Here is a 14,199-nt window from a genome sequence, read left to right as displayed (position 1 = left end):
TAAAGTACGTTAAACTCTCAAGCCAAAGGCTGCGTACCTCTGCATCACTCAATTTCTTATTATATAGTATAAAATCACCTGGGTACGCGTAAAGATACTAACAAAACAACATCATTAGGACGCCTATGCCTGAAGCGCTTGAACAAGATTATACGCTACAACAACTCCAGCAAGTCACGCTTGCGCTTAATAGTGGACAATTTGTTCAAGTCAGGCGAATTTTAGCAGAAACAGCTCCATGTGATACGGCCCTATTACTTGAATCTTCACCGCACAAAGTCCGTACCCAGCTTTGGAAGCTGGTCGACCCTGATATACAAGGTGACGTACTGGAAGAACTGTCTGAAGATGTGCGTCTTGGCATTATCGCAAAAATGGACCCTGAGCTTATTGCCGCCGCTACGGAAGATATGGGTGATGATGACTTAGGAGAAGTACTACGGGGCTTACCTGATACCATCTACCTCGACGTTGTCGGTAGTATGGACACACAGGATCGTGAACGTGCCACTCAAGCGCTATCGTATCAAGAGCGCTCTGCTGGCGCACTGATGAACAGCGATACAGTCACAATCCGAGCTGATGTGTCATTAGATGTTGTATTACGCTACTTGCGGTTGAAAGGCGAGCTACCAGACGGCACTGATGATTTATATGTAGTAGATAAAGACAACTGCTTTATCGGTGCTATGCCATTGAGTACACTGTTAACCAACCCGCCGGATAAACTGGTTCATGACCTCATGGACGAAGATAAAGAATCGATCCCTATTTCAATGGATGAAACCGAAGTCGCACAACTATTTGAGCGCCATAATTGGATTTCTGCAGCTGTTGTCGATGATAATAACCACCTACTAGGGCGAATTACAATTGATGACATCGTCGATGTTATTCGAGAGGATGCAGAACATAGTCTCCTCAGTATGGCGGGTTTAGATGACGAAGAAGACACCTTTGCGCCTGTTTTACAAAGTAGTCGCCGCCGTTCGATTTGGTTAGGGATCAACCTATTAACCGCGCTTCTAGCTGCTTTTGTTGCAAGCTTTTTCGAGAATACACTCGATATTTTACCCGTTCTTGCAGTCCTAAACGGGATAGTTCCTAGCATGGGTGGAGTGGCTGGTAGCCAAACTCTAACACTTGTTATTCGAGGGATTGCACTTGGCCATATTAATCAAACTAATCAACGATTTATTCTCGGAAAAGAGTTAGCCATTGGCGCTTTAAATGGTTTACTTTGGTCATTATTGATAGCTGGTGTTGTTGCGCTGTGGAAATGGGATTTCACACTCGGTGCTGTTATCGCCTTTGCGATGTTTATGAACTTACTTGCCGCTGGTATCGCTGGTGCGAGTATCCCAATAATTCTTAAAAGAATGAAAATAGACCCTGCTTTAGCGGGGAGCGTAGTACTTACAACCGTAACTGATATTGTCGGTATATTTGCTTTTCTAGGCACGGCGACTTGGTTTTTAACTTAAAGCTCAAGGTTTAAAGGCACTCAACCGGCCTTTAAACCTTGCCCAACTGGCTTACTCCCCTGCCACTTGCATCGATTCAATAAGCACTGAGCCTGTTTGCACACTCCCTCGCACTTCAACATCGCCTCCTATAGCTTGAACACCTTTAAACATATCTTTTAGATTACCAGCGATGGTGATTTCACTTACGGGGTATTGAATTTGACCATTTTCAACCCAAAAACCAGCTGCTCCACGAGAATAATCACCAGTCACCGTGTTAACTCCTTGACCCATTAATTCAGTTACCAATAAACCTGTACCCATTGTTTTTAAGACAGCACATAAGTCATCATGTGTCCGTTGTACTAACCAATTATGGATCCCCCCCGCATGTCCTGTCGCCGTCATGCCTAACTTACGAGCCGCGTAGCTAGCCATTAAATAGGTCTGCAATTCACCACCATGAATAATATCGCGATCTTGAGTTATCACCCCTTCGCTATCAAAAGGGCTTGATGCTAACCCTTTTAATAAATGGGGGCGTTCCTTAATTGAAACACACGAATTAAAGATCTGAGTATGCAAACTGTCGAGCAAGAAGGTTGATTTTCGGTATAAAGCGCCACCGCCAATGGCTGACACTAAGTGCCCAAATAAGCTATTAGCAATGTCAGCGCGAAATACGACAGGCGTTTTCATCGTTTTTATTTTTCGGCTATTTAATTTAGCAAGCGTAGATTCAGCAGCTTCAATACCCACTGATTCTGCCACTTTTAATCCACTTTTCTCTCGAGAAATTGTATATGCAGAATCCCGCTGCATCTGCTCACCATCTTGTCCGATAACCATCGTACTTAATGTGTGACGAGTACGAGGAAAACCTGCCACCAACCCATGACTGTTACCATAAACTCGTAAACCTTGATGGCTAGCAAAACTTGCACCATCAGAATTGACTATGCGCTTATCAAATTCTAACGCTGCTTTTTCAGCGTCTAAGCAAAACTCAATACCTTCTTCTGGCGATACATCCCACGGGTGATACAAATCTAGATCTGGTGGTGACATTTCTAATAACGCTTTGTCTGCCACACCATTGCAAGGGTCGTCTGAGGTGAACTTGGCAATATCAACCGCTTTTTCTACCACTGAACGCAATGCTTTGGGGCTCAAATCGGCAGTTGATGCACTCCCTTTATGATTACCAACATAAACACTTATCCCCAAGCCTCCATCTTGATTAAACTCAATCGTATCAACTTCGCCCATGCGAGTACTTACTGATAAACCGGAGGTACTTGACATTGCAGCTTCAGCAGCCGTCGCACCTAACTTTTTCGCATGTGTAAGGGCTTCTGACACAGCCTGCTTTACGTCATCAATTTGTTGATAAATGGGATCTTGTTGGGTTTTGCTCATGGGCATTTTCTCTGATAAGTTATTGCTTTATATTAATGCTAACACACATCACGATTATCGCCCCATTCAAGCAAAGCTTTTCCAACTTATAATTGGTATACTTAGCACAAATAGATTCCGACTAGTTTGAACCATGGCTAAGAAAAAGAAACCCGAAATTGAAGAAGAAATTATTTACGTTTCCAAAAGTGAACTGAAACGTGATGCCCAACAGTATCAGCAACTTGCTCTCGACTTAGCCAGCATGGCAAAAAAGCAACGTGATAAACTTCCCCTAACAGAAGACTTGCTGCAGGCAATGGTTGTCGCTGATAAGATTAGAGCGAAAAGTGAAGCTTATCGTAGGCATATGAACTACATCACTAAAACGCTAAGAACGACTGAAAACATCGCAGAAATAGAAGCTGCGATTGATTTAATGCTGAATAAAAATAATCAAGCAGATGTGCTTCTCAATAAGATTGAACTTGTTAGAGATGAGTTAATCCAACAAGGTGACTCAAAAATTAACGAGCTACTCGTCGAATTCCCCAGTTTAGAACGCCAAAAAATGCGCCAACTCGTTCGTCAGGCCAAAAAAGAGTCCGATGCTGAAAAGCCAGCAAAAGGATTTAAAGAACTATTCCAATACTTAAAAGAAACCATGATGCCTTAGTTCGTATCTTTAAGCATAAAAAAACCAGCCGATGCTGGTTTTTTATGCTCAATATCAAACTAAATTACGCCGTTCCACCCACCGTAATTTCATCAATTTTTAAACTTGGCTGGCCAACCCCCACGGGTACACTTTGACCATCTTTACCACACACCCCAACACCTCTATCGAGTTGTAAATCATTACCAACCATTGAAACTTTGTGCATCACATCAGGTCCATTACCTATCAAGGTTGCACCTTTAATCGGTCGCGTTATTTTTCCATTCTCAATCAAATACGCTTCAGAGGCAGAAAATACAAATTTACCAGATGTAATATCAACTTGCCCGCCGCCAAAATTAGACGCAAAGATTCCCTTTTTAACACTACTAATTATATCTGCTGGCGTATCCTCACCAGGTAACATATACGTGTTGGTCATTCTTGGCATTGGCAAATGTGCATAAGACTCCCTGCGTCCGTTGCCCGTTGGCGCAACGCCCATTAAACGTGCATTCAGCTTATCTTGCATGTATCCCTTTAAGATACCTTTTTCAATTAAAACATTATATGCAGCAGGCGTTCCCTCATCGTCCACATTTAAAGATCCTCGACGGTCTGCGAGGGTACCATCATCTACAACAGTACACAGTTCTGAAGCCACCTGTTGACCTACTTTGCCACTAAATGCAGATGCCTCTTTTCGGTTAAAGTCGCCCTCTAAGCCATGCCCAACGGCTTCATGTAATAATACTCCTGGCCAGCCAGCACCCAATACCACTGGCATAGCTCCTGCTGGGGCATCTACAGCCTCCAAGTTAACACGCGCCATACGCACCGCTTCTTCTGCATACTCTAGCCAACGTGGCTTCCCGTCCACTAACTCTTTAAAATAACCGTAGTCTAATCGAGCTCCACCACCGGCACCACCACGTTCTCGACGACCATTTTTTTCCAGTAATACAGAACAATTAAGTCGAATTAATGGACGAATGTCGGTTGCAAAAGTTCCATCACTCGCTGCTATAAGTACTTCTTCATATACCGCTGAAATTGAACTAACAACTTGCTGGGCATCAGGGGCTATGTCTCTAATATGTGCTTCAATTTCACGTAACAGTGCAACTTTATCAGCATCCGCCATCTTAGTGATTGGCTGTACAGCTGCAAATTGCTGCTTTACCGCTATATCGCTAAATACCTGAATTTTTTTAGATTCACCCGATTGTGCAATGCTGCGCGCGGCCATCGCAGCTTTACTTAAAGCATCAAAGTTAATCGCATCTGAATATGAGAAACCCGTTTTCTCTCCTGATAATGCCCTAACTCCTACGCCCCTCTCAATGTTATAGCTACCGTCTTTAACGATGCCATCTTCTAAGACCCAAGTTTCGTTATAACTCGATTGAAAATATAAGTCTGCATAATCCACTTGATGTTGGTGAATGTAATTTAGCGTTTGTTCAAGCTGCTCTCTGGTCAATTGACTATCAGCTAACAAATGTTGTTCAACATTATTCATAAAATTCACTCTTAAATCGATTATGTGCCAATACTGGCATTTTAGTTCTGATTTGCATGAGTTCTACCAAATCAATATCAGATTGGATCACTTTAGGTGCTTTTCCTGCATCGGCAAGTACCGTACCCCATGGTGATAATATTAGGCTATGTCCGAAGGTTTTGCGGCCATTTTCGTGTACCCCTGTTTGCGCAGCAGCAATAACATAACACTGAGTTTCAATTGCACGAGCTTGTAATAATGGTTGCCAATGCGCAACTCCTGTTACCACGGTGAATGCACTTGGGACCAATAAAAGCTGCGCTCCTTGCTCCACCATCGTATGGTAAAGACCAGCAAAGCGCACATCATAACATACACTTAAACCTATTTTTCCAAACGGGCTATCAACCACAACAACATCTCGACCTGCCACTGTGTGTGTTGATTCTCTATACCCTGTCGAACCATCATCAACGTCTACATCAAATAAATGTATTTTATTGTACTGGGCTACAATATTTCCCTTGTCGTTCAGCAATATACTTGCAGCATAATACTGTCCATCTTTATAAGGTAACGCGATTGTGCCAGCTGCAAGCCAAATTCCGTGATGTTGGCAAAGCAATTTAAGTTTTTCAATCCATTGCCAATTAGACTGACTCAATGCCAAAGTATCACTGCTTGTATGACTAAATGCCAGCCAACTTTCAGGCAAACACACCAATGTTGGAGAAGATATTTCGAGTAATTCTAATTGCTTTGATAGATAAGCAAAATTCACTTCGGGATCGACACCCGAGCACATTTGTATTGCCACAACTTGCGGAACCGTTCGCATTTTATACGCCTTTCTCTGAACGATTGATATAAAGCACTTTATCAACCTCTTTGCGTTGCAATACTGCTGCGTCGCTTTGCGATGATTGAGGAGGCGTATTTTGGGCTGCCTGGGGCAATTCCACTTCTCGGCTTTTTCGATTAATCTCAGTAACCACGGGCTCATCCATTGTCCCTGTTACCTTAAATTTAATTTCAGAAATGACCCGTGCCGAATGAATCACTTTATCTAGTGCCAGCGCAGCCAACCCTGTAACAGGGTTCACCATCCAAGCAACTATGACGGGCAAACTTGATGTAACTTGTGGCGCTACGGCGAGATCATAATTAATTTCTTGCGTATTTAAGTTTGCATATCCTTGAATACTCAAATCTGCAGGCACACCATCCATTCTGGTATCTTTGGTATATGCAATCCCTTGTTCTAATTGTACTGTTCCCTGCATTTTATTGTAGAAAAAGCCTTTAGAAAATACATCTCTAAAATCTAATTTTAACTTACGTACCAATGAGTCTAAGCTCAATAAAGAAAAAACCCGAGCACCTTGATCACTTACTTCAGTCAAGTGCCCATCACCGAGCTCCCAGTTTATTTCTCCGCCTAAACTAGCAGTATGTAAATCAAACGGTGCTCCCGACCAATGCAGTTGATACCCGATATTCGCTTTTGAATCCTTTATGGTTGACGTTAAGTCAAATTCATCAAATAGCTCACCAATATCTTTACTATTCATGATCCCATCAACACGGGTAATGCCATCGAACCATTGCCCTTGACCTCGTAATACATGATCTCCTTTATCAATAACCAACTCTGGTACAACTAGTTTATTGCCGTCACCAAATAACGAGATTGAAACAGCATCCAGTTGATAATTATCAATTCGGCAATCTGAACAGTTAAAAGCAATAGCTGGTAAACGCGCTAACCAACTCAGGTCTTCGGGAGGGTTAGATAGCAAAATCTCAGTTTGATCTTCTGTTTGTTTATTTTTAGGTAAGTTTAACCTGAGATAATCCGTATCAATAGTAATTGGACGACTTGAACCTCCTGACGGCAACAGTACTTGGGCACGTAATTCTTTTGCATTGAGACGCATTGTCATCCCATCGATACTCGGCTCTAAGCGCATTTCGAAATCATTAAACGAAACGCCCTCCATATCAACTTTACCTATTTCAGCCCTAATTGCACTTAATGGAGGTAATAATGGAGTTTGGCTCGCTGGCTTATCCCTTAAGTCAATCAAACGATCAATGAACGGGATCCAAGGTTTAAGCAATAATTCAGGTTGAGTTATTGATACTCTAAAATCTTGCTGCGCCAGCCCCTTATCATGCGCTCCTGAAATGATATGCGCATTACTCAAGGCACCTGTTTCATTATCCAAAATTGCGTTGAAAAATAAAGAATTATCAATATTTGCAGTAATTAAATTTGATATATCATCGCCTTGAACTATGCCTTTTAATGGCGTAACGCTGTCTATTTCTTTTCGATACGGTAACGGAAAGTTACTCGTCATACCGACTAAATCTGATGAAAACACCGCCGTGTAGTTAAATGATTGCTCATTAAAAACTAAACTAATATCTGTCATTAAATCGGTTTCACCTAATAGATAACCATCGAGTAAACCTTCACTATAGGGTAACAACTTGTCGCTTTGCGCTAACAAGCTGGTCGAGATATCAACTTGGTATTTTGTCTCATTACCATCGCCACTAACACTAAATTCTAACGGCATACCCAGCCAAGTCGCTGTCGCATCTGAAATAGAAATCACATCATCAGAAAACTTTAAAACTGTATTAACGTGTTCAAGTTGCAGCCCAGGTTTTGACAAATAAATTGGCAGATCACGCAACGTGACCTCCCCTGATGCCAGTACATTTAAATCATGTAAATCAATTTTTAGTCCAATATTACCTGTCACCCCCCCGTGTCCTTGGACGATATTCAAGACTTCAACTAATGGATCTTTCAATGGTGTTGCAGTAAAAAAAGTCTGTAACGTTTGCGCAGCTGTCGTATGGTTAATATCAACCACAAGTTCATTTGCTTCATCTAAGTTGGCAATACTCACCACAACCGAATTATCAATCTGCTGATTGATTAACTGCCCCGTATGGGCATAAATATCCATTCTCTCATTAGCAAAATGCAATGTAACATCTGCATTTTTTATTGCTGGCCACTGTGGCGCAAATGCAAATTCGGCATTATCAATCTTGGACACAACATCAAATTGACCTTGGCCATTACTAAAAGGGAAATCCGTTAATCGCCCAGAAAATAGCACTTGAGACTCACGATGAAATCCGCCCAAAATAGCATCATTCAAGTACTTTATTAAACTCTGCTTCATCAGCGTCTGAGGAAAGTAATGACCAGCCACTTCAGCACTGCCGCCGAGCACCTCAACATATAAATCCAATTCAGGCTGCTCAGTAAGATTTAAATGCATTTCTCCTGCAATGGTTAAATCATCATTATCAAACCATAATGAATCACTCAGTACATGCCAATTGTTATTGTCTTTAAAAAACTGCAACTCCAGATTGAGTTGGTTGTAACTCAAAGACTTATCAAATAGACCTGAGGTCTGAAATTGTGCATTTTCAGAAAATATCGAAACGGCGCCTTTATCTTGGTTAACGGTTAACTCAAGTCGTATGTTATCAGCACCGGGAATCCCCCCAACTTGCCGCCAAGCAATATCTCGTCCACCTAGCCATAATGCAAAATTTTGCTCTGTATTTGACTCAAACCTTCCCTCAACCATACCATGAGGCTTATGCCTAGCAATTCGCTCAGTGAAGTCAAAATTAGTGAGAGCACCTAAATCAGATAAAAGCTCTAAGCTGACGTTAGTAAACCAAACTTGTTGTTGCTTAGCGTTAAATTCACCTTGAATTTGAGTCTTCAAGTACGGCTCATCATTATAAAGCAATTGTAATGGCGTGGTATTTAGCTCCCAAGCCAATGCTTGCTTAGAGGGTGCCAACAACACTTGCCCTGACGCTAACTCAATCCGTTCACTTTGCCCGTTATCTAACCATTTGATGTAACTTGGTAGCCAGTTAACATGTACATCGTCAAGCTCACCTTCTTTCATCGAGAGCCATAGTTCACCATTGAGTTCTGTATGGATCCCTACCTTGGCTTTATTTAAATATTGCGTAAGCCAATCAGTTACATCCACTTTTGAAGCACGCAAGTAAACTTGTCCACTTAATTCTCTCAGTCTCTCACCGGTAAAAGACAGCCTTGCTGAGTAATGGCCTTGTGAAAAACCAGGAATACTTACTTCCCCCACACCTTGATGGGCTGTGGGACTATTTTGCCACGTAATATCTTCAAGCAATAATGTGTGCCTACGCCCTAAGTCAGTGACTAAATTCAATTGGCTTTTTTGAATTGAAAAGTGTCCAGTTTCACCTAAGAATAAACTTTCAATTAATGATTGTTGTTCAAACTCACTATCGTCATTTGATTTTAACTTATTGAGCTCTTGTAAGTTCACATCGGCAACAAAGCCATTAAGTACGAAGTAATCTGAACGCAATTGCCAGTTTTTAAGTGACTCGACCACATTCAGTTGCAAACTGGTCTTTGCAATACTTAAAGCAATCGGTGCATTTTGATTATCTTCAAACGTAAGGTTTTCTAGCACCAGTGCAGGGCCTGTACCTTGCCAACTAGCGCTAATAGCACCAATGGCTAAGTCAACACCAAATTGTTTATTAATGAGTGTTTCAATGTCATGTTTATAATCATTTGCGTACGGTAAAGTATATTTTAATAGCGATACCAACACAGCCATAACGACCAGTGCTACAGCAAATATTTGCCACACTTTTCTGAAACAAAAAAAGCAAATCTTTTTAGCTTGCATTTAACCCCGTGCCGCCTTACATCATGACAACATCAAATTGTTCTTGACTGTATAAACTCTCTATTTGAATACTGACTGGTTTTCCAATGAATAGTTCCAATTCAGCCAAGTTATGATACTCATCATTTGTCAGTGCTTCACTCACAGCGGGTGAAGCATATACCATGAATTTATCTGAATCATATGCTCTATTTACCCGAACAATTTCACGCAAGATCTCATAACAAACCGTTTCAACTGTTTTTAATGATCCTCTACCAGAGCATGCTGGACACACCCCACACAGAATATGCTCTAAACTTTCACGCGTACGTTTACGTGTCATTTCAACTAAGCCAAGTGCTGACAATCCATTTATATTTGCCTTTGCTCGATCTTTTGCGAGTGCGGTTTCCAAAGAATGCAAAACTCGACGCTTATGCTCGTCTGATATCATATCTATAAAATCGATAATAATAATGCCGCCCAGATTTCTTAACCTAAGCTGACGAGCGATCGCAGAGGTAGCCTCAACATTTGTGTTAAAAATGGTTTCTTCTAAATTCCTATGCCCTACAAACGCTCCGGTATTCACATCAACCGTAGTCATTGCCTCAGTTTGATCAATGATCAAATAACCACCTGACTTCAAATCAACTTTTCGATGCAAAGCCTTTTGAATCTCACTTTCGACATCAAACAAATCAAAGATTGGCCGCTCACCAGGATAATATTCAAGCACTTGCGCAAGCAATGGGACAAATTCTTCGGTAAATTCTTTTAGCTCTTGATAAGTCAGCTTAGAATCAACACGAATACGCTCCATGTCTTCACCAACATAATCCCGTAGCGTTCGAAAAGCGAGTGTCAAATCTTCATGTAGAATACTGGCTTTACTAGCTTTTTTTCTTCGACTCACTATTTTTTGCCACAGTTTTTTTAGAAACTGTGCATCATGTTGTAGTTCCGCTTCAGTAGCACCCTCTGCCGCGGTGCGAACAATAAAACCACCATTTTCATCATTATAGTGCGAGACAATCTTTTTTAATCGACTGCGTTCTTCTTCTGTTTCTATTCGCTGACTCACGCCTACATGAGTCGCATCTGGCATAAAGACCAAATAACGAGAAGGAATTGTTATATCTGTTGTTAATCTCGCTCCTTTGGTGCCAAGTGGGTCTTTCACCACTTGTACCATAATAAATTGGCCTTGCTTAACCAACTCTCGTATATCTTGAACTTTTTTTACTGGCTGATCATCCACCCCTTCTTCAAAAGAAGCACTATTGACGATATCTGAAGCATGTAAAAATGCTGCTTTTTCCAAACCAATGTCCACAAATGCAGCTTGCATACCCGGTAAAACGCGGCTTACTTTGCCAAAATAAATATTACCAACAATACCTAAATTGCCTATACGCTCAACTTGAACTTCTTGGAGAACACCATTTTCAATTAGTGCAACACGACTCTCACTCGGCGTAACATTAATCAGTAATTCACTACTCATGTTATCTCCACTATAAATTGTTGGACTAATGCCTCGGTCTCATATAAAGGTAAGCCGACAACGGCAAAATAGCTACCTGATATATTGGTTACAAAACGCCCACCTAGACCTTGAATACCATAACCACCCGCTTTATCTTGAGGCTCATTACTTAACCAATAATCACTCATTTCCAATTCACTTAGTGTTTTAAAGGTTACATCTGTACTCACAACTGAGCTAATCACCCGCTCCTCTGTTGCCAATGCAATAGCGGTCAATACTTGGTGGGTACGGCCAGATAAACGCTGCATTGTCGCCATAAAGTTATCTTTATCAATAGGCTTGCCCAGTGCATCACCATCGATGACAACAACCGTGTCACTGCCTAAAACTGGCCGGTCAATATACCCCATAGCGACGCCCGATTGGGCTTTTAGTATTGCCAGTCGTTCGACATATTCTAACGCTGATTCATATGGCAACTGCGTTTCATCTGCATCAACACTAAACTGTTCAAATTCATAGCCCAATTGAGTAAGTAATTGCTTTCGTCTTGCTGAAGCTGACGCTAAATATAAAGGGATCATTAACGAATCCTAAATTGGCGTCGATATTTACGGAGCAGTAAAAAAATCCAGGGCCAACATAACATGCCCGTAAAGGCTGGCCATAAATAGTGTGGACTGAAATAAATATCGAGCAGAAAGTGATTTAGCCAAAACTGCAATAAATGATATAAGGTCAAAAACAACCCGATCAAAACTGCTTGTTGCCAAATTGAGAAATTGCGGATTTTTTGGAAATTACTCACGGTAATATAAATACATACAGAATATGTTAAAGAATTTACACCCAGTGGTGACCCCATAGCCAAATCTATAACTAAACCCGTTATCCAGGCCCAGCCTATATTGACGCGATGTGGCACCGCAAGAGACCAATACATCAATACTAATAATACCCAATCAGGTCGAAACGGTTCAGCCGAAATTGGTAATGGCATTAATGCCATTACCAAAGCAAAAAAGATACTTAAAGCAACTAAAAAATAACTACGTTTAATCATTACTTAATGTCTCTTGTGCTGACTTTCCTAATACAACCAATAAACGAATTCGATCTAGCTGTGCCACTGGTTCCGCATACACTTGTGCAAACGGCAAACCTTCATCTCTGTTGATATTTGTCACCACAGCAACAGGGTACCCTTCAGGAAAAACCCCTCCAAGCCCCGAGGTAACCAATACATCTCCGATACGTACATCTAAACTATGTGGTACATGAGATAATTTGAGGCTATTTATTTTACCAATACCTTCAATCACCGTCCGCACGTCATTACGCAAAATTCGCACTGGGGTTGCATGAGTGATATCTGTCATCAACAGAACTCTAGAGGTCGTTGTACCAACTTGTGCAAGCTGACCCACCACTCCCATCTCATCAATAACAGCTTGGCCTTCCGTAATACCATCAATTGTTCCCCTGTTAACCACCACTTGATGGCTATAAGGGTTTGAATGTACTGAGAGAACTTGAGCGATAAGCCGAGTATTACTCTGACGAGCTGATGCATTCAATAAGGCTCGAAGTTCTTGATTTTCTTTTTTCAAAAATGCCAGCTGTTGAAGTTGCTCGCTTTGTAACAGCTGCTTTTCTTTCAAGAGATTATTTTCTTGTCTGAGTTGATCCCGTGTGTGCAAGCTTTTAGCACCAATATCAAAAATCTCGTAAGGAACATTTGCGAAATACAATAACGGACTCACTAAAGTGTGTAAGCTCGTTCTCACGAGTGTGCCACCTTGAGTATAACGATCCCCAAAGATTAATAGCACACTCAGCACAACTGCGACAGACAGTCGCAGTTGTAATGAAATAGTACGCCCAAAGAGTAAATTCATTAGTCGTAGCTAAATACGTCACCACCATGCATATCTATCATTTCTAGTGCTTTACCACCCCCTCTAGCAACACAAGTCAGAGGATCATCAGCAACAACAACAGGTATGCCTGTTTCTTCCATAAGTAGACGATCGAGATCTTTAAGTAACGCACCACCTCCAGTTAATACCATTCCATGAGCCGATATATCTGATGCCAGTTCTGGTGGAGATTGTTCAAGCGCAACCATAACAGCGCTCACAATCCCCATTAAAGGTTCTTGCAAAGCCTCTAATATTTCATGAGAATTCAAAGTAAATGAGCGTGGCACTCCTTCAGCAAGATTACGACCACGAACTTCAAGTTCAATCGGCTCTTCACTTTTAAATGCCGATCCTATTTCATGTTTTATATGTTCAGCAGTCGCTTCACCAATTAAGCTCCCGAAGTTACGACGAACATAGTTGATAATACCTTCATCAAACTTATCGCCACCAATGCGAACTGATGATGAATAAACCACACCATTTAAAGAAATGATAGCAACCTCGGTCGTGCCTCCACCAATATCAACAACCATTGATCCTGTTGCTTCTGAGACGGGAAGACCTGCACCAATTGCCGCGGCCATTGGCTCTTCAATTAAATAAACTTCACGTGCCCCCGCCCCCATTGCAGATTCACGAATAGCACGTTTTTCCACTTGTGTTGCTCCGCATGGAACACAAATCAATACTCTCGGACTCGGACGCATAAAGTTATTGTTATGCACCTGTTTAATAAAGTGCTGCAACATTTTTTCCGTAACATAGAAATCAGCAATAACACCATCTTTCATAGGCCTAATTGCTTTAATATTACCAGGTGTTCTACCTAACATTTGTTTCGCTGCAGTACCTACAGATGCAACACTTTTAGGACCACCAGCACGTTCTTGGCGTATCGCGACAACGGAAGGTTCATTCAATACAATGCCTTCCTCTTTTACATATATCAAAGTATTGGCCGTACCTAAATCAATAGATAGGTCATTAGAAAATAATCCACGTAATTTTTTAAACATGAGGCTGGGTAACCTTACAGAA

General features: G+C 41.4%; 11 protein-coding genes. 2 read left to right on the top strand and 9 right to left on the bottom strand.

Annotated elements, in window-relative coordinates:
* The first annotated feature begins 125 nt into the window (after positions 1–125).
* A complete protein-coding gene (gene mgtE / locus J8L98_RS06875; RefSeq protein WP_192506309.1) occupies positions 126–1,484 on the top strand; it encodes a magnesium transporter in 1,359 nt (452 codons plus the stop codon).
* A 51-nt stretch (positions 1,485–1,535) separates the two neighbouring features.
* Here mgtE and pmbA read toward each other — a convergent pair whose 3' ends face one another.
* Positions 1,536–2,885 carry a metalloprotease PmbA gene (pmbA, locus tag J8L98_RS06870; RefSeq protein ID WP_210995837.1) on the bottom strand — a complete coding sequence of 450 codons (1,350 nt, stop codon included), beginning with the start codon at positions 2,883–2,885 and terminating at the stop codon, positions 1,536–1,538.
* 133 nt (positions 2,886–3,018) lie between these two features.
* On the opposite strand from pmbA, the gene yjgA reads away from it, so the two are divergent.
* Positions 3,019–3,540, top strand: a complete 522-nt coding sequence (yjgA, locus tag J8L98_RS06865) for a ribosome biogenesis factor YjgA (RefSeq protein ID WP_192506307.1) — start codon at positions 3,019–3,021, stop codon at positions 3,538–3,540.
* A 64-nt stretch (positions 3,541–3,604) separates the two neighbouring features.
* Here yjgA and tldD read toward each other — a convergent pair whose 3' ends face one another.
* The 8 genes from tldD to J8L98_RS06825 are packed head-to-tail and all read right to left on the bottom strand — an operon-like array spanning position 3,605 to position 14,177.
* Entirely contained in the window at positions 3,605–5,044 is a 1,440-nt protein-coding gene (tldD, locus tag J8L98_RS06860) for a metalloprotease TldD (RefSeq protein ID WP_210995836.1), read from the bottom strand.
* A complete protein-coding gene (locus J8L98_RS06855) occupies positions 5,037–5,864 on the bottom strand; it encodes a carbon-nitrogen hydrolase family protein (RefSeq protein WP_210995835.1) in 828 nt (275 codons plus the stop codon). The genes tldD and J8L98_RS06855 overlap by 8 nt, the downstream gene beginning before the upstream one ends.
* A 1-nt stretch (position 5,865) precedes the next feature.
* On the bottom strand, positions 5,866–9,762 hold the full coding sequence (locus J8L98_RS06850; protein ID WP_210995834.1) for a YhdP family protein: 3,897 nt from the start codon (positions 9,760–9,762) through the stop codon (positions 5,866–5,868).
* Positions 9,763–9,778: 16 nt separating this feature from the next.
* Complete coding sequence (rng, locus tag J8L98_RS06845; RefSeq protein WP_192506303.1) at positions 9,779–11,251, bottom strand: ribonuclease G; 1,473 nt, start codon at positions 11,249–11,251, stop codon at positions 9,779–9,781.
* Positions 11,248–11,820 carry a nucleoside triphosphate pyrophosphatase gene (locus J8L98_RS06840; protein ID WP_210995833.1) on the bottom strand — a complete coding sequence of 191 codons (573 nt, stop codon included), beginning with the start codon at positions 11,818–11,820 and terminating at the stop codon, positions 11,248–11,250. The genes rng and J8L98_RS06840 overlap by 4 nt, the downstream gene beginning before the upstream one ends.
* The gene (mreD, locus tag J8L98_RS06835) at positions 11,820–12,299 is read right to left on the bottom strand and encodes a rod shape-determining protein MreD (RefSeq protein WP_192506301.1); all 480 of its coding nucleotides are present in this window, start codon (positions 12,297–12,299) and stop codon (positions 11,820–11,822) included. The genes J8L98_RS06840 and mreD overlap by 1 nt, the downstream gene beginning before the upstream one ends.
* Positions 12,292–13,134 carry a rod shape-determining protein MreC gene (mreC, locus tag J8L98_RS06830; protein ID WP_192506300.1) on the bottom strand — a complete coding sequence of 281 codons (843 nt, stop codon included), beginning with the start codon at positions 13,132–13,134 and terminating at the stop codon, positions 12,292–12,294. The genes mreD and mreC overlap by 8 nt, the downstream gene beginning before the upstream one ends.
* The gene (locus tag J8L98_RS06825; protein WP_192506299.1) at positions 13,134–14,177 is read right to left on the bottom strand and encodes a rod shape-determining protein; all 1,044 of its coding nucleotides are present in this window, start codon (positions 14,175–14,177) and stop codon (positions 13,134–13,136) included. Before J8L98_RS06825 ends, mreC begins: the two co-directional genes overlap by 1 nt.
* Between the last annotated feature and the right edge of the window lie 22 nt (positions 14,178–14,199).

The sequence above is a fragment of the Pseudoalteromonas sp. MMG013 genome (genome assembly GCF_018100885.1).
Classification (GTDB): Bacteria; Pseudomonadota; Gammaproteobacteria; order Enterobacterales; family Alteromonadaceae; genus Pseudoalteromonas; species Pseudoalteromonas aurantia.
This window is presented reverse-complemented; position numbering and strand designations above follow the sequence as displayed.

Excerpts from the sequence above, each read along its gene's own strand:
- mgtE (WP_192506309.1), top strand. The coding sequence starts at position 126 with ATGCCTGAAGCGCTTGAACAAGATTATACGCTACAACAACTCCAGCAA.
- pmbA (WP_210995837.1), bottom strand. The coding sequence starts at position 2,885 with ATGAGCAAAACCCAACAAGATCCCATTTATCAACAAATTGATGACGTA.
- yjgA (WP_192506307.1), top strand. The coding sequence starts at position 3,019 with ATGGCTAAGAAAAAGAAACCCGAAATTGAAGAAGAAATTATTTACGTT.
- tldD (WP_210995836.1), bottom strand. The coding sequence starts at position 5,044 with ATGAATAATGTTGAACAACATTTGTTAGCTGATAGTCAATTGACCAGA.
- J8L98_RS06855 (WP_210995835.1), bottom strand. The coding sequence starts at position 5,864 with ATGCGAACGGTTCCGCAAGTTGTGGCAATACAAATGTGCTCGGGTGTC.
- J8L98_RS06850 (WP_210995834.1), bottom strand. The coding sequence starts at position 9,762 with ATGCAAGCTAAAAAGATTTGCTTTTTTTGTTTCAGAAAAGTGTGGCAA.
- rng (WP_192506303.1), bottom strand. The coding sequence starts at position 11,251 with ATGAGTAGTGAATTACTGATTAATGTTACGCCGAGTGAGAGTCGTGTT.
- J8L98_RS06840 (WP_210995833.1), bottom strand. The coding sequence starts at position 11,820 with ATGATCCCTTTATATTTAGCGTCAGCTTCAGCAAGACGAAAGCAATTA.
- mreD (WP_192506301.1), bottom strand. The coding sequence starts at position 12,299 with ATGATTAAACGTAGTTATTTTTTAGTTGCTTTAAGTATCTTTTTTGCT.
- mreC (WP_192506300.1), bottom strand. The coding sequence starts at position 13,134 with ATGAATTTACTCTTTGGGCGTACTATTTCATTACAACTGCGACTGTCT.
- J8L98_RS06825 (WP_192506299.1), bottom strand. The coding sequence starts at position 14,177 with ATGTTTAAAAAATTACGTGGATTATTTTCTAATGACCTATCTATTGAT.